The sequence below is a fragment of the Parasphingorhabdus sp. genome (genome assembly GCF_965233695.1).
Classification (GTDB): domain Bacteria; phylum Pseudomonadota; class Alphaproteobacteria; order Sphingomonadales; family Sphingomonadaceae; genus Parasphingorhabdus.
Genome location: NZ_OZ247497.1, coordinates 787,501 through 802,091, shown reverse-complemented (window position 1 = coordinate 802,091; position 14,591 = coordinate 787,501). Strand labels below are relative to the sequence as shown.

Sequence of the window (14,591 nt, the reverse complement as noted above, 5' to 3'; positions counted from 1 at the left end):
GCGCTCTCGAACATCGTTCATCTGCTGCAGAAAATCACACCCACACCCCCGCTGTGACAAAAGCGGCCATATCAAATGTAACGGCTTGTAAAAAACATCGTTTCGACTCACCATGCAAATATAGCGAATACCGGGATTAGCGTTAGTCGCGCGAAGTAGGCATTTTGAACTGGGGATATGGTGCCTGCTGCTATCCGTCGTCACGCGTTATGTTTGTGGCCACCTCGGTCCCCATCGCTATGCTCGTCATCCTGAATTTGGTTCAGGATGACGAGCTGGGTTCGGGAAAACGGGTGTGTGTGGCCAGTGGCCCGTGCTCCGGGCTTGATCCGGAGCCTAGCGTGTTTGTTGATCGGGGGCGTAATCTCTCCCTGGGTTATCTGCGATGAACTTCGTTTCCGCATTCCCCGCCTTCGCGAGGACAGGCAAGTGCGGAACACTTGGGCTCTTCCCATTGCACCCCGGCACCCCCTGCGCTAAAGCCCTCTCGAACATCGATTCATCTGCTGGTTTGCGCCTTGTTGGCCGCTTTCCCCAAACCGGCAAAAGCACAGATTAAAATAAGGGACTTTAATATGACCACCACCGGACAAGACTCGCTGGGCACGCGCTCGACCCTCTCGGTTAATGGCACCAACTATGCCTATTATTCGCTCGCCAAGGCGGCGGCGAAGCTCGGGGATATAGATCGCTTGCCCTATACGCTGAAAGTCCTGCTCGAAAATATGCTGCGCTTTGAAGATGGCGGCCATACGGTGGCTGCGGGGGATGCGCAGGCGGTGGTTGACTGGCAGAAAGAGGCCAAGTCCTCGGCGGAAATTCAATATCGTCCGGCCCGCGTGCTGATGCAGGATTTTACCGGCGTTCCCGCCGTTGTCGACCTCGCCGCGATGCGCGACGGGATCAAGGCTTTGGGCGGCGACGCGCAGAAGATTAACCCGCAGGTGCCGGTGCATCTGGTGATTGACCACTCGGTCATGGTCGACGAATTTGGCACGCCGCAAGCGTTCGAGAATAACGTGGCGCTGGAATATCAGCGCAATATGGAGCGCTATGAATTTCTGAAATGGGGTTCAAAGGCGTTTGACAATTTCTCCGTGGTGCCTCCCGGAACCGGCATTTGCCATCAGGTGAATCTGGAAAATATTGCCCGCGCGGTCTGGTCATCGAAAGATGCGGACGGCGTGGAAGTGGCCTATCCCGACACCTGTGTCGGCACCGACAGCCATACGACGATGATCAATGGTCTGGGCGTGCTCGGCTGGGGCGTGGGCGGGATTGAGGCGGAAGCCGCGATGCTCGGCCAGCCGGTATCGATGCTGATCCCCGAAGTGGTCGGGTTCAAGCTGACCGGCGAGCTGGCCGAGGGCATTACCGCGACCGATCTGGTGCTGACCTGTGTGCAGATGCTGCGCGAAGTGGGCGTGGTCGGGCGCTTTGTTGAATTTTACGGTCCGGGCGTGGCGGCTTTGTCGCTCGCCGATCGCGCGACGATTGCCAATATGGCGCCGGAATATGGCGCGACCTGCGGCTACTTCCCGATTGATGACAAGACGCTGGATTATCTGCGCCTGACCGGTCGCAGCGAAGCGGATATCGCGCTGACCGAAGCCTATGCCAAGGAGCAGGGTTTCTGGCGTCTCGATGATGCGGCGGAGGCGATTTATACCAAGACGCTGGAGCTGGACATGACCAGCGTGGTGCCATCGCTTTCGGGGCCGAAATTGCCGCAACAGCGCGTGTCGATGGCCGATCTCGACGAGGGCTTTAACAAGGATATTGTCGACGTGTTCGGCAGCACCGAGCCGAATAAGCGCGTGCCGGTGGACGGCGCGGATCATGATCTGGGCCACGGCGATGTCACCATTGCGGCGATTACGTCCTGCACCAATACGTCGAACCCCAGCGTGCTGATTGCCGCAGGGCTGGTCGCGCGCAAGGCGCGGGAGCGGGGCTTGCAGCGCAAACCATGGGTGAAGAGTTCGCTGGCGCCGGGGTCTCAGGTGGTGACGGATTATCTCGACAAGGCGGGGCTTTCCGAGGATCTCAACTATCTCGGCTTTAATCTGGTCGGCTATGGCTGCACGACTTGTATCGGGAATAGCGGGCCTTTGCCGGCGCCGATTTCCAAGGCGATTAATGACAATGATCTGGTCGCCGCGTCGGTGCTTTCGGGCAACCGGAATTTTGAAGGCCGTGTGTCTCAGGACGTGCGGGCCAACTATCTCGCGTCGCCGCCGCTGGTTGTGGCCTATGCGCTGAAAGGCACGGTGCGTGAGGATATGTACGAAACGCCGATCGGGCAGGGCAAGGATGGCGAAGATGTTTTCTTGCGCGATATCTGGCCGACCAATGACGAGGTTAATGAAGCGATGGGCGGCGCGGTGAACCGCGACATGTTCATGAGCCGCTATGCCGATGTCTATAAAGGTGACGCAGCGTGGCAGGATATCGACGTGACCGGCGGCGACACCTATCAGTGGCGTGCGGGTAGCACTTATGTGGCCAATCCGCCTTACTTTGATGGCATGTCGATGACGCCGGAGGCTGTGGGCGATATTATTGACGCCAAGACGCTGGCATTATTGGGAGATTCGATCACGACCGACCATATCTCGCCCGCCGGTGCGATCAAGGAAGACTCACCCGCCGGAGAATATCTCCGCGATCATCAGGTGGCAAAACAAGACTTTAACAGCTACGGCAGCCGCCGCGGAAACCACGAAGTCATGATGCGCGGCACCTTCGCAAATATCCGCATCAAAAACGAAATGGCCGACGGCAAGGAAGGCGGTTACACCAAATATAATGGCGAGATCATGCCCATCTACGACGCCGCCATGCGCCACAAAGCCGACGGCAATGATCTGGTTGTTATTGGCGGGGAGCAATATGGTACCGGCTCGTCCCGCGACTGGGCCGCGAAAGGCACGAACCTGCTGGGCGTGCGGGCTGTGATCGTGGAAAGCTACGAGCGTATTCACCGGAGCAATCTGGTCGGTATGGGCGTGCTGCCGCTGCAATTTGCGGAAGGTGTTGATCGCAAGACTTTGAGCCTTGATGGCAGCGAAAGCTTTACGATCAAGGGTGTTGCGACGCTGAAACCGCTGCAGGAAGTGGAAGTCGAAATGACACGTGCTGATGGAACGACGGCGACGTTCAATACCGTATGCCGGATCGATACCGCCAACGAGATGGAATATTTCCTCAACGGCGGCATCCTGCATTATGTGCTGCGTAATCTGGCAGGCTAGCACGCGCGAAAATTATGTGCATAGTCGGGGCATAGGAGAAACCCATGCCCCGACTGCGCGAGATTCCACGCTCTGAAGTTACGGACGATTATGTCCTGAAACTGTATCAGACATTGTTCGGAGATCGTGATCCGGTCGCAGAACCGGGTACTGCAACCGGGACACCGGGAAATTGGTGGACTGTCTTTGCGCAGGTCCCCGATGCTTTTAAACATACGACCGAAGGCTTTGGCTTTTACCGCTCACCCAATCGCAAGCTGGATTCGAAGCTGCGCGAGCTCGGCCAAATTCGTGCCGGTTACGCAGTGGGATCGCAATTTGTCTATTCGCAGCATAGCAAGGCGATGCGCTTTGAAGGGTTTTCCGAAGAGCAGGTCAAAGCCATTCCCAATTGGTCAGTGGCGGATTGTTTCAGTCCGGTTGAGCGCGCCGTGCTCGCCTATACGGATTGTCTGGTGTTGGAGCACGGCCGGGTGCCCGATGGCGTTTTCGACGCGCTGAAAGATCATTTGTCGGAAGTCGAGATACTCGAACTTACCTATATCACTTCCACCTATATGATGCATGCAGTGATGAGCCGGGCGCTGCGGCTGGAATTTGATGATGTCGATGAGCGGGTGGTGGAAGTGCCAGCACCAGCAGGCGCGACTGCCGATGTCATGGGCATGGTCGACAAGCGCAAGGAGTCAGATCAATGAGCTATCATCATCTCGCATTGGCCGCCAAAGACATGGCCACGATCCATAAATTTTACGAAGACATCATGGGTTTTGAACTGGTGACGGTCGAAATTGCACCGGTCATGGGTGGCGGCTGGGGCAAGCATTTTTTCTATCGGATGGATGGCGATGACAGCAAGTTTATCGCCTTTTGGGAATTGCATGATGTGCCGGGGCAAGAGGCCCATGAGTTTGATTTAAATGCAGCGGCGAAAACCCCGCCTGGTACCAATCATATCAGCTTCGGAGTGGAAAGCGCCGAACAACTCACCGAGCGCAGGGAGCAATGGAATGCGGCGGGCCTGGATGTTCTGGAAATTGACCATAATTGGTGCCATTCCATCTACACCCGCGACCCCAATGGCAATATGGTCGAATTTTGCCTGACCACCGGCGGTTTTGGCGAGGCAGAGCGGGAACGCGCTCTGGCCGCACTGGATGAAAAGGAAATGAAGCCAACGCCGCCGCCGGCGATGATGAAGCAGTGGCTAGCGAAAGATGTCCGGGAAGCGCGTTCAGAGTAGCTTGATCAGAGCCACTGCCGCCGCGATTGCAAGCAATACCATGACAAAACCGCGCCAGACTGGTTCCGAAACCGCGCCAAAAAATTTCGAACCCAGATGATTTCCGCCGATCATCAGCGGGCAGGTCAGCGCGGTGAGGACCAAAAGCTGTATGTCCACCATATCGCGCCAGAAGGCGACTAATGTTGCCATCGCAGCGGTGGCAAAAAATATCGTGATCATCGATCCGCGTGATACTGCTGGCGGAACTTGCTTGCGGACAAAATGCAGTACAACCGGCGGGCCAGGCATCGCGGCAAAGCCATTCAATAGTCCGGATATGGTGCCAACTAATGTGATATGAAGAGGAGAGACATTCATTGTCTGCGGACGCTTCATCATGAAGGCGAAAAAGCTTCCGATAGCAATCACGGTGATTATCAGTCGCGCCACATCGGCGCTAACGATATCCAGCAACCAGAGTCCGAGCGGTGTCGTCAAGCAAGCGATTGCGGCAATTTTTGCAACCATCGGGACATCGATTATCCCGCGCGCCTGTCTTACACCAAATGGCCCGATGATCAGTTGCATCAGGATCGCCATCAGCACGGCGACCGTTGGAGTAGCCACCAGACTCACCAGCGGCACCGATAAAATGGCATAGCCAAACCCGGTCAGGCCGCGAAAAAAAGCGGCGCCAGCTACAATCAGGCATATGGAAAGAAAGGGCAGGAGAGCTAATCCCGCATGGGTGCTTAGCCAAATATCTAGCGCATCAATCATGGCGGCTCTTCGCCGATTACTTCCCCAAGAGCAATAAGTTATTGACGCGTGGGGGGATGATTCCAGCCTTATCGGGCAATATGCAGTTCTGTTTTCCTGGGCTTTTGATTGTCGTGCGCTTTCAGGCCGGTGAGGATCGTATCGATCACCTGCCGCAACCGGTTTTCGTCGGCGAGATGCATCATGTCCATCATCAGATTGGGATTGCAAAACGGTTGCACCATCGTGTTGACCAGCGAAACAATCTGGTCGAGCTCAAGCCCTTCGAAATAGCCCTCTTCCATCGCTTCAGCGAGGATCATTGCCATATAATGGTCGGTAAGGTCGACATAGCCACGGATGACTTCAAAGTGCTCGTTCCCCAATTCCATGTACGAACGGAAAAGGTCCGGGTCTTCCTCAAACCGGGCGCGTTTAATGGCCAGCCGCCGGGCAAAAAATTCGTAGAGTTTTTGTTTGGCGGGCATGTCCGCCTCGACCAGATCCTCGATGATCGTAATCAGCTCGGCAAACCAGCGGCCGGCCATCGCCTCGGCCAGCGCATCCTTGTTTTCGAAGAAACGATAGACGTTGGACTGCGACATTCCGGCCTCCGCTGCGAGATCTGTGATGGTGAAACTGATAGCTCCGCGATCCCGGATAATGACTTCCGCTATCTGGATCAGTTGTTCACGGCCGGCTTCAATATCGGTTTCGGGACGGGGCATTGTTGGCTCCTGCTTGGCTTCACATATCTGTGCTATATGTACCTCATACGGTTTTATGATAAAAGATATAATTATTTATTTTTCAATTACCCTTGAGGTAATGAGGTTTGTGTCATTTCTATATTGTCGTCCCCACTGCCGAAGGACTATAGAAGACCATGATCGAAAAATCGCAAACCGAGGCTAGTTCGCCCGCATCTGAACCGGAAAAAGAACCTGGCCCGTTTGAGCCGATAACCGGCAGCATCCTGCTGTTTCGCCGCTGGTGGCGGGTTGTTGTCTGTTCCGGCGTGGATCAGCAGGCCGTAATCGCCAAGGTCAAGGAAGATAGTTTTTTCAACCCGCGTTACGCGTTCATGACCTGTATGTCGGCGGGTATCGCAATATTGGGCCTGCTTTTGTCCTCGCCTGCGGTTGTGATTGGCGCCATGCTGCTGTCCCCGCTTATGGGACCGATCATGGGGGCTGGATTTGCTCTGGCCATTGGTGATTACGCATGGTTGAAGGGGAGTGCCAAAGCCCTTGTTTTGGGAACTCTCGTAGCCGTGCTGTTTGCCGCCTTGGTGGTCGCCTTGTCGCCGTTGCAGACGGTCACGACCGAAATTGCCGCCCGCACCCGACCGAACCTGTTTGATCTGGCGGTCGCGCTATTCTCTGCGCTGGCCGGTGCCTATGCGATGATTCGCGGACGCATGGGAACGATTGTCGGCGTCGCCATCGCGACCGCCTTGATGCCGCCACTGGCGGTGGTCGGCTTTGGTCTGGCGACGCTCAACATGTCTGTATTCGGCGGATCGCTGCTGCTATTTTTCACCAACTTGATGACCATCGCATTGACCGCGGCCGGCATGGCGCGGCTCTATGGTTTCCGTTCCAGCCTGTCGGAACGCCAGTCACAGTTCCAGATCGGCGCAATGGTAATTATTTTTGTCGGACTGGCCATTCCGCTGGGCTATTCGCTGCAACAAATTGCGTGGGAAGCCAATGTGTCGCGTCAGGCCAATGGCTATATCAAGGACCAGTTTGGCAACCGCGCAAGAGTGTCGCAGATCGAGATTGACTGGGACGCGGAACCGATTCTGGTCAGCGCTTCTGTCTTCACGCCAAAAATTGTCGGCGATGCCGAACAGCAAAGCGCCCGCGTTTTGAGCCGCGCCTTTAACCGCCCGATTGACGTTGCGATCGAGCAATATCGCGTGGAAACCGGCAGCGATGCAGCAAGTGCGGAATTGATGGCTGCTCGGGCGCAGCAGCAGGCACAGGAAGCCGAGATCCGGGTGGTCAAATTGCGTGAAAGCCTCGCGCTCGTGGCTGGCGTGTCTGCCGATGATGTCACCATCGATACGACAAAACGCCGGGCTGTCGTATCGGCAAAACCCCTGCAGGGCGCATCGCTCGATACCTATTATGCACTGGAAAAGCGGATCGCGGATCAGGCGGCGGATTGGACAATCGAGATCAAACCGCCAGCGGTTGCCTTGCCGTCTCTGGTTGTCACAAATGGTGCAATTAATGAAAAATCTGCAGAGGAACTTCCCTTAATTGGTTGGGCGGCTGCGCGTGTCCAATTGCCGCTCGGGGCCTACGGGTCACCGGAAGATGTTGAAGTTGCCCGAAAAACTTTGTTTGATACGAATGCAACAACCATCCGGGCAGCCGGACTGGGGGCAGCCCGCGGAACCGTGCGGTTGCGCTGGTTGTCGCCGCAAGAAAGTGAATAAGAGACGCCATAGCCGTTTAAGCTACATTCATTCTCGCGGCGTTAGGCCGTGCAGCACAAACGATGGAGAGAGAAAATATGCGGCTTCTAGCTTGTACCGGCCTCGCACTGGTTACCCTCGCAACCCCGGCGATCAGCCAGTCCTCCGATCAGGGGGATATCGCGGTCACGATTTATAACAATAATCTCGCGCTGGTGCAGGATACGCGGCGGCTGAATATTCCATCCGGTCGTTCAGTGCAAACCTTCCCCGGCGTTTCCGGCCAGATCCGCGCCGAGACCGTTGGTTTCAATGCCGCCGACACCGGGATTGTCGAACAGAATTTCGACTATGATCTGCTCTCTCCGCAAAAATTGATGGAAAAAGCCGTCGGCGAGACGGTTACGATCGTCCGCATCAACCCGGCCACCGGCAATGAGACGCGCGAGCGCGCCAAAGTGCTGGCGGCCAATGGCGGTGTGGTGCTGCAAATAGGCAGCCGCATTGAGGTGCTGCGCGATGACCGGCTGCCGACGCGCGTGATTTTCGACAAGGTACCGAATAATCTGCGCGCACGCCCGACATTGTCTGTAACCCTTAACAGCACGCGCGGTGGCACCCGGCCAGCGCAGCTCAGCTATCTGACCAGCGGCATGGGCTGGAAAGCCGATTATGTTGCGCTATTCGATGAGAGCGCAGGGAAGATGGATGTGCAGGGCTGGGTGACACTCACCAACAATACCGGGACGACATTCAACAATGCGAAAACCCTGCTGGTGGCTGGAACGCCCAGCGTGAACGGGCAGTCGAACCGTGGCGGCCGAAACAATATCCGCCGGGCCGGTACCGAATCCGCCAATCGCGAATCCCTCGGCGATTTCTATCTCTATCCACTCGCGGCGCGTACGACGATTGCCAATGCCCAGACCAAGCAGGTCAGCTTTCTCGACGTGACCGGCGCATCGGCGCAAAAGGCTTATGAATTTACCAACCGCTGGCTCGGCAGCCAGAATGAACCGCAGAGCGCTGCGACGGTGTTGCAGTTCAGCGCATCAGCCGATGGCGGCCTTGGTGACGCACTGCCCGCTGGAACCGTGCGGGTCTATATGAAAGACGCCTCTGGTCAGCCGCAATTTATCGGCGAGAATAATATTGGTCATACGCCGATGGGATCAGAGCTCGGCCTGAAAACCGGCGAGGCTTTGATGTGAAGGTCAAACCGACCGTGACCGAACGGCGGCGGCTGTCATCCACCAAATGGCGCAGCAGCATGTCCTATGAATTGACCAATGCGCGAGCGACGCCAGTGACAGTTTCGCTGATTCAGGATGGTCTAGATTTCTACTGGAGCGATACCCGGATTGTCAGTGAAAGCCTGAAAAGCGAGCGGCGTTCGTCTGACAGCATCATATGGAAGGTTCCGGTTCCGGCTAACGGACGGACGACGGTGACGGCGACGTTCGAGACGCGGTTCTAGAACCCGGCGCTATGATCGCTGTGGTATCTTTCCATCTTAGACCGTTCGCCCTGAGCCTGTCGAAGGGCTTCTATGGCCTTGAACCGTCCTTCGATAGGCTCAGGACGAACGGCTTGTTTTGTCTGTTGGTTCTGCTTTTGGGGCTGCCATTACCTGCCTTCGCGCAAACCGAACAGGCTGCTTCGGAATGGGCGCGTCAAGTCGTCACATCCGATGGACCGTCCTCCGTTTCGGTGACCGTCTATCGCGATCCGCGGCGCTCCGGCGATAACGGCATGAACCTCAACTATCTTGGCGGCTATGCTCTGATTACCGAGCAGCGCACGGTAACGTTGCCCGCGGGTGAAGTGGATTTGCGCTTCGAGGGGGTTGCGGGCGGGATCATTCCGCAATCTGCGATTGTTACCGGTTTGCCGGACGGGGTGATCGAGAAAAACCGCGACGCGGCGCTCTTGTCGCCATCGGCTTTGCTCAACGGCTATCTCGGGCGCGGGGTCACGATCCGCCGGACCAGCGCCGTGACGGGTGAAACCGACGAATTTGACGCCCAAATCCGCACCGATGCGAGCGGCGGCGTGGTTTTGCAAACGGCGGAGGGTTTCGAAGCCCTGCAATGCACCGGTTTGAATGAAACGATCGTCTATCCTGCCATTCCCGAAGGACTGTCGGCCAAGCCCACTTTATCGGTGAAAAGCCGTGTCGCAAAGCCGACGCGGGCGACAGTGACCTTGTCCTATCTCGCGACGGGTTTTGACTGGCAGGCCAATTATGTGGCCGACGTCAGTGCGGACGGTCAGACCATGAACCTGTTTTCCTGGGTGACTCTGGCCAATGGAGACGAAACATCTTTTGCCAATGCCCAGACGCAGACGGTCGCCGGACAGCCGAACAAAGGTCGCGATAATATTGCCCGTGCGACCGGTGGCGCGATCAGCTTGCGGTGCTGGCCGCAAGCCACAACCAGCGATATCATGGTGAAGCGATTTGATCGCGCGCGGAGAGAATCGCGCATGTTGGGTAAGGCGTTATTGGCTCCCATGGCTGCGATGGAAGCTGAAAGTGATATGGTCGTTGTTGCCGGCTCACGACAAGTCGAGGCCAAACAGGAAGATCTTGGCGACCTGAAACTCTATCGCATTCCGGTTCCGGTGACCGTCGCCTCGCAAAGCCAGAAACAGGTCGCGATGTTTGAAAAGAGTGTGATCCCGTTTGTGCAAATTTATGAAGCGGAGATTTGGGCGAATGACTATGAGGAAGCCACTCCGCTAGTCACGACATTGCGGTTCCAGAACAGGAAACGCGATGGTCTCGGGCTAGCGCTGCCAGCCGGTAAGCTGGTCGCGTTCAAGGCCGCTGGCGGTGAGCGCCTCTTGCTCGGTGAAGGCGGCGTCGATGATAAGGCGATTGGCGAAGAGGTGGAAGTCAGCATCGGAGAAAGCCCGCTGGTTCGATACCATCAGAAATTGGTGGAAAATGTCGATAATGAGGACAGCCGCTGGGCAGCCATGGAACTGACTGTCACCAATGCGTCGCGCGCTCCGGCGCAGGTCGAAATCAAGATTGATCATCAGGACAATGAAAAACTGCGCAAACTCAGTCAGAAGCTTGGCCGCAAGGACGGCAAGGATTTCTGGAAAGTCACGATTCCCGCGAATAGCGAGCGCATTCTGACTTATCGGGTGGTGCGGGATAGGCCATAGGCGGTCGCGTTGTGCAATAGAGCTTTCCTACAAGCGGAAGGCTGTGATAATATTTTGTTGCTTTTCTCTAACCGTTGAAAACTTATTGGTGTGTCCCGATTGCCGGGGTGCAGGCTCTTTTTTGGTCGATTCTGTGTAGAAGCTGTATAATCTCGTTCAGGAAACGATAGGTTATTCTGAATATCAAGGCGAATCAGCTCTTATATTTGGTTTTGGAGCTTTCCGGAATCGCGCGTGGGCGATGCTGTTCATCCAGTGCAACAAAGGTAAATAGCCCGCTGGTCACCGGCACATGTTCTTCACCGCGATTGCGCTCGGCGACGACATCAATGCGCAGGCTGACCGACGTATTGCCGATCCGTTCGACCTGCGCATAGACCGACACGATATCACGGGGCAGGATCGGGGCGAGGAAGGACATGGCTTCAATAGCCACAGTCGCGGTGGAACCCTGCGCCACCCGGGCGGCCATGATGCCGCCGGCAATATCCATCTGGGAAAGCACCCAGCCACCAAAAATATGGCCATTATTATTGAGATCCCGTGGCTGTGGTGCGACGCGCAGGACGGGTTGCAGCGCGATCAGCTTGCTCAATTCCTCATCACTCATCGGGCGAAATATCTCGGCTCACTGGATCATCGATACAATCATCATGACCGGTTCCACTCGACAGGAATACCAGCCCCATCAACGCGGCGGTTAACAATACGGCAAAACCGACGCCGGCTGCGGCAGCGACATACATATGGATCGAAACCAGGCCGTGGAGATAATATAAAAAGCCCAGAGCAGCGACGATGCACATGAAAGTCAGCGCGGTCATCCAGCGCATCAGGCGCCAGTAACGCGACCAGGCGATGCCGGCATATAGGGGGTCATCAAGCTGCGAGGGGCCAGGCAATATATATAACTCCGTTGGGGTAGGTCCTCTTTGGACGTTATTGGATTTGCCATCAAGCCCAACTTCGGCCAAAAATATGCTATGCTATGATTAGGAAGAGAATCGATAGCGATTTTGGAAGATGGGGAGAGGGCGCGGATGACAATTCAGACGATATTACAGGGACGCGAGGGACCGATATTTAGCTGCAGCGCTGATCAGAGCGTGGCAGATGCGATTGCTATATTGTCAGAGAAGAGAATTGGCGCCTTGCCGGTTCTGGACGGCGACAGGGTTGCCGGCATTTTTTCGGAGCGGGACGTCCTGCATGGTATTCAAAATCTCGGCCCCGCTTTGATGGACAAACGGGTTGCAGAGGTGATGACCGCTGATGTGATTTCCGTCGATTTGCAGAAGAGCGCGATTGGCGCGCTATCCCTGATGACCAAGCGCCGCATTCGTCACTTGCCCGTGGTCGAAGAAGGAAAGCTGGTTGGCTTTATTTCGATCGGTGATCTGGTCAAATATCGTATCGATAAAATAGAGAGCGAAGCCGCTGCCATGCGGAATTATATCCAGTCCGCATAATCTGGTCGGCTGCAGACAGTTGATAGCGGGGGCTATAAAAAATGGGGCTATTGAATCGCTTTGCCGATCGGGCAATTGAAAACCAGTATGTTACAGGTGAACGGCAGGCACGGCGGACGGCTACCCGTACACTGATCATTATTGCCATTGGGGTGTATGTCGCTTTTACGATTTTCAACCCGATGTTCTTTCCCGGCGCAGTACTGATTATATATAACAGCCTTTCTGCGCTGATGATCCTCGCCCTGGTATTTGCCTATTATGTCGTCGGGACGCGCTTTTATCTGGAATGGGTCTGGCTCGATTTCCTGATCTTTGCGCTGATGTCGGTCGCGGTCGTGATCCTGATGGCGTCGCTGGCCCGTACGGAAGATACCACCGGCACATCCTTTCTTGGCATGGCGGTCATTAATCTGGGTATCGCGTTCGCCTATGCGAGCATCGCTTTCGTTGCCAATGTGCGATGGTTTTTGGCTTGGGCGATTAGCGTGATGCTTATCTATGTCGGCTATGTGGTGGTTGTCGACATTCCGGTTTTTCCGAAAATATACATGATCGCCAACGTCTCGATCTTTCTGACCTTCGCGCTTTTCGTAAACTGGGACATCGACCGGCGCGCCAGGGACGTCTTTGTCGCCAACGAAGCGCTGGATGCCGAACGGCAAAAGACCGAGCAGCTATTATATAATGTGTTGCCGCAGACTGTCGCCAAACGGTTACGTGCCGGAGAGGCGGTGGCCGATTCCTTTTCCGATGTATCGGTAATCTTTGTCGACATTGTCGGTTTTTCGCGGCTGGCCAAAATATTGTCGCCCGGTCATTTGGTGGAACAGCTCAATAATTTCTTCTCCATGGCCGATGAATGCGCGGATCGATATGGCATCGAAAAAGTAAAGACTATCGGTGACGCCTATCTTGCGGTTTCGGGCGGAACCGCTTCCGGTGGCCAGGGAGCGCGGGCGGCGATTAATTTCGGACGCGAGCTGATTACCATGATGCAATCCCGTGCGGAAGAAAGCGGAGTCGACATTAAATTGCGTATCGGCATCCATTCCGGACCAGTGGTTGGTGGTGTGGTGGGCTCAAACCGGTTGGCCTATGACTATTGGGGCGATACCATGAATATCGCGAGCCGCATCGAAGGGACGGCAGACGCCAATGGAATTGCGGTCTCTTCTGCCACTTATTTTGAGTGCGGCGACGGCTTTGCATTTAGTGAGCCAGAGAGCCTGACGTTAAAAGGCGTCGGCGATACCGAAATATACCGGCTTCAAATGTGAGACTACTGCGCGATAGTTATGTTGTGACGGTCAAAATAATCCATCGCTGCAGTCCGCACTTTCTTGGCGCGTTCGACAGGATCAGGATAGTTATCGCGATAAGCCTTTGACCGGACTTCGAGGCTGAGCGGGATTGTTGATGGCAGCGCGGACATTATATCAACGAGCGGCAGTTCGCCCTCACCTGGAACACTGCGCAAATCAACCGCATCATCCAGGTAGGAATCGAAGTCATCGGCGCATTGCAGGTTGCCGTCACATATCTGGCTATAGCTGAGCAAATTGCGGTCGAGGGCATTGAGATCGGCGGGGCTATGGCCTGCGCGCTGAAAATGCAGCGAATCAACAAGAACCGCCGCAGCAGTGTGATCGCAGCGTTTCACGATATCCCGTGCATCATCGAGCGACTGTACCGCCGTGATCATCAGAAATTCCAACGAGACCCGCATGTTGGATGGCGCAGACCATTCGCATAGCTGATGCAAGGCGGCGGCGGTCCGGTCCGGATCAGGCTCTGAACTGACCACCAGAACATTGGGCGCGCCCAATTCTATGCCGGCATCGATAACGAGGCGGTGGTTGTCGGTCAGCTTGCCGCCTTCCGGAATCCATACCACTTCGACATCCAGCACCGACAGATCATGTTGCGCAAGTGCAGCTTTTGTCGCTTTGATTTGTTGCCGGTTCCATTGCTCTGGCTCTATCGTAAAGCCGACATGGCTAAATCCGGCCTGCCCGGCCGCATGGGCGACCTGATCGGGTGGAAATTCGGGAAGTGTGCCAGCGGCCAAAGACAATATATGAGACATATTCTTGGACTAGACGATGGTTGCGCCCACGCAATGCACGCTTTTAAGAGGGGCTTTCTGCCATGGTCGGATCGGGCATTGGCTCTCGTGGCTGTTTGCGGCGGATCAGCTGGATCGCCTCGATCAACGTCGGTTTGGCTAGCAACCATAACAGACCAATATAAGCGATGCCCCCGATAGCGACGAGTAT

The 14,591-nt window shown here is 55.7% G+C and carries 13 protein-coding genes and 1 pseudogene (1 of these 14 running past the window's edge); 8 read left to right on the top strand and 6 right to left on the bottom strand.

Going from position 1 to position 14,591, the window contains the following annotated elements:
• Positions 1–575: 575 nt before the first annotated feature.
• Genes acnA through ACO6S1_RS03700 form a run of 3 tightly spaced genes read left to right on the top strand, consistent with a single transcriptional unit; the run spans position 576 to position 4,497 of the window.
• Positions 576–3,254, top strand: a complete 2,679-nt coding sequence (gene acnA / locus ACO6S1_RS03710) for an aconitate hydratase AcnA (protein ID WP_422344988.1) — start codon at positions 576–578, stop codon at positions 3,252–3,254.
• A 44-nt stretch (positions 3,255–3,298) separates the two neighbouring features.
• Positions 3,299–3,952, top strand: coding sequence for a carboxymuconolactone decarboxylase family protein (locus tag ACO6S1_RS03705; RefSeq protein WP_422344987.1), 654 nt, complete (start codon positions 3,299–3,301; stop codon positions 3,950–3,952).
• Entirely contained in the window at positions 3,949–4,497 is a 549-nt protein-coding gene (locus tag ACO6S1_RS03700) for a VOC family protein (protein ID WP_422344986.1), read from the top strand. Before ACO6S1_RS03705 ends, ACO6S1_RS03700 begins: the two co-directional genes overlap by 4 nt.
• Here the strand turns inward: ACO6S1_RS03700 and ACO6S1_RS03695 are convergent.
• Both ACO6S1_RS03695 and ACO6S1_RS03690 read right to left on the bottom strand, forming a co-directional pair.
• Positions 4,489–5,259 (bottom strand): sulfite exporter TauE/SafE family protein, encoded by a 771-nt coding sequence (locus ACO6S1_RS03695; protein WP_422344985.1) that lies wholly within the window; start codon positions 5,257–5,259, stop codon positions 4,489–4,491. The genes ACO6S1_RS03700 and ACO6S1_RS03695 overlap by 9 nt on opposite strands.
• Before the next feature lie 68 nt (positions 5,260–5,327).
• Positions 5,328–5,966, bottom strand: a complete 639-nt coding sequence (locus tag ACO6S1_RS03690; protein WP_422344984.1) for a TetR/AcrR family transcriptional regulator — start codon at positions 5,964–5,966, stop codon at positions 5,328–5,330.
• A 158-nt stretch (positions 5,967–6,124) separates the two neighbouring features.
• Between ACO6S1_RS03690 and ACO6S1_RS03685 the strand changes: the two genes are divergently transcribed.
• From ACO6S1_RS03685 to ACO6S1_RS03675, 3 genes and pseudogenes are all read left to right on the top strand, one after another.
• Positions 6,125–7,687 carry a DUF389 domain-containing protein gene (locus ACO6S1_RS03685; protein WP_422344983.1) on the top strand — a complete coding sequence of 521 codons (1,563 nt, stop codon included), beginning with the start codon at positions 6,125–6,127 and terminating at the stop codon, positions 7,685–7,687.
• 77 nt (positions 7,688–7,764) lie between these two features.
• Positions 7,765–9,143: pseudogene (locus tag ACO6S1_RS03680) on the top strand (DUF4139 domain-containing protein).
• A gap of 113 nt (positions 9,144–9,256) precedes the next feature.
• Positions 9,257–10,843 (top strand): DUF4139 domain-containing protein, encoded by a 1,587-nt coding sequence (locus tag ACO6S1_RS03675; RefSeq protein WP_422344982.1) that lies wholly within the window; start codon positions 9,257–9,259, stop codon positions 10,841–10,843.
• Between the two features lie 193 nt (positions 10,844–11,036).
• Here the strand turns inward: ACO6S1_RS03675 and ACO6S1_RS03670 are convergent, their stop codons facing one another.
• On the bottom strand, positions 11,037–11,453 hold the full coding sequence (locus ACO6S1_RS03670) for an acyl-CoA thioesterase (RefSeq protein ID WP_422344981.1): 417 nt from the start codon (positions 11,451–11,453) through the stop codon (positions 11,037–11,039).
• Positions 11,446–11,745, bottom strand: coding sequence for a hypothetical protein (locus tag ACO6S1_RS03665; protein WP_422344980.1), 300 nt, complete (start codon positions 11,743–11,745; stop codon positions 11,446–11,448). The genes ACO6S1_RS03670 and ACO6S1_RS03665 overlap by 8 nt, the downstream gene beginning before the upstream one ends.
• Positions 11,746–11,883: 138 nt before the next feature.
• Between ACO6S1_RS03665 and ACO6S1_RS03660 the strand changes: the two genes are divergently transcribed.
• Together ACO6S1_RS03660 and ACO6S1_RS03655 are read left to right on the top strand one after the other, a co-directional pair.
• Complete coding sequence (locus tag ACO6S1_RS03660) at positions 11,884–12,312, top strand: CBS domain-containing protein (RefSeq protein WP_422344979.1); 429 nt, start codon at positions 11,884–11,886, stop codon at positions 12,310–12,312.
• A 41-nt stretch (positions 12,313–12,353) separates the two neighbouring features.
• Positions 12,354–13,592, top strand: coding sequence for an adenylate/guanylate cyclase domain-containing protein (locus tag ACO6S1_RS03655; RefSeq protein WP_422344978.1), 1,239 nt, complete (start codon positions 12,354–12,356; stop codon positions 13,590–13,592).
• A 2-nt stretch (positions 13,593–13,594) separates the two neighbouring features.
• On the opposite strand, the gene ACO6S1_RS03650 is transcribed toward ACO6S1_RS03655, so the two are convergent.
• Both ACO6S1_RS03650 and ACO6S1_RS03645 read right to left on the bottom strand, forming a co-directional pair.
• Entirely contained in the window at positions 13,595–14,401 is an 807-nt protein-coding gene (locus tag ACO6S1_RS03650; protein WP_422344977.1) for a sugar phosphate isomerase/epimerase family protein, read from the bottom strand.
• Positions 14,402–14,444: 43 nt separating this feature from the next.
• Positions 14,445–14,591: the final stretch of a lipopolysaccharide biosynthesis protein gene (locus ACO6S1_RS03645; RefSeq protein ID WP_422344976.1), read on the bottom strand. Its footprint extends 1,365 nt past the window's final position; only the last 147 of its 1,512 coding nucleotides appear in the window; its start codon lies off the right edge, out of view — the gene reads right to left on this strand; the stop codon is at positions 14,445–14,447.

Excerpts from the sequence above, each read along its gene's own strand:
- ACO6S1_RS03700 (WP_422344986.1), top strand. The coding sequence starts at position 3,949 with ATGAGCTATCATCATCTCGCATTGGCCGCCAAAGACATGGCCACGATC.
- ACO6S1_RS03685 (WP_422344983.1), top strand. The coding sequence starts at position 6,125 with ATGATCGAAAAATCGCAAACCGAGGCTAGTTCGCCCGCATCTGAACCG.
- ACO6S1_RS03650 (WP_422344977.1), bottom strand. The coding sequence starts at position 14,401 with ATGTCTCATATATTGTCTTTGGCCGCTGGCACACTTCCCGAATTTCCA.
- ACO6S1_RS03695 (WP_422344985.1), bottom strand. The coding sequence starts at position 5,259 with ATGATTGATGCGCTAGATATTTGGCTAAGCACCCATGCGGGATTAGCT.
- ACO6S1_RS03690 (WP_422344984.1), bottom strand. The coding sequence starts at position 5,966 with ATGCCCCGTCCCGAAACCGATATTGAAGCCGGCCGTGAACAACTGATC.
- ACO6S1_RS03705 (WP_422344987.1), top strand. The coding sequence starts at position 3,299 with ATGCCCCGACTGCGCGAGATTCCACGCTCTGAAGTTACGGACGATTAT.
- ACO6S1_RS03660 (WP_422344979.1), top strand. The coding sequence starts at position 11,884 with ATGACAATTCAGACGATATTACAGGGACGCGAGGGACCGATATTTAGC.
- ACO6S1_RS03670 (WP_422344981.1), bottom strand. The coding sequence starts at position 11,453 with ATGAGTGATGAGGAATTGAGCAAGCTGATCGCGCTGCAACCCGTCCTG.
- acnA (WP_422344988.1), top strand. The coding sequence starts at position 576 with ATGACCACCACCGGACAAGACTCGCTGGGCACGCGCTCGACCCTCTCG.
- ACO6S1_RS03655 (WP_422344978.1), top strand. The coding sequence starts at position 12,354 with ATGGGGCTATTGAATCGCTTTGCCGATCGGGCAATTGAAAACCAGTAT.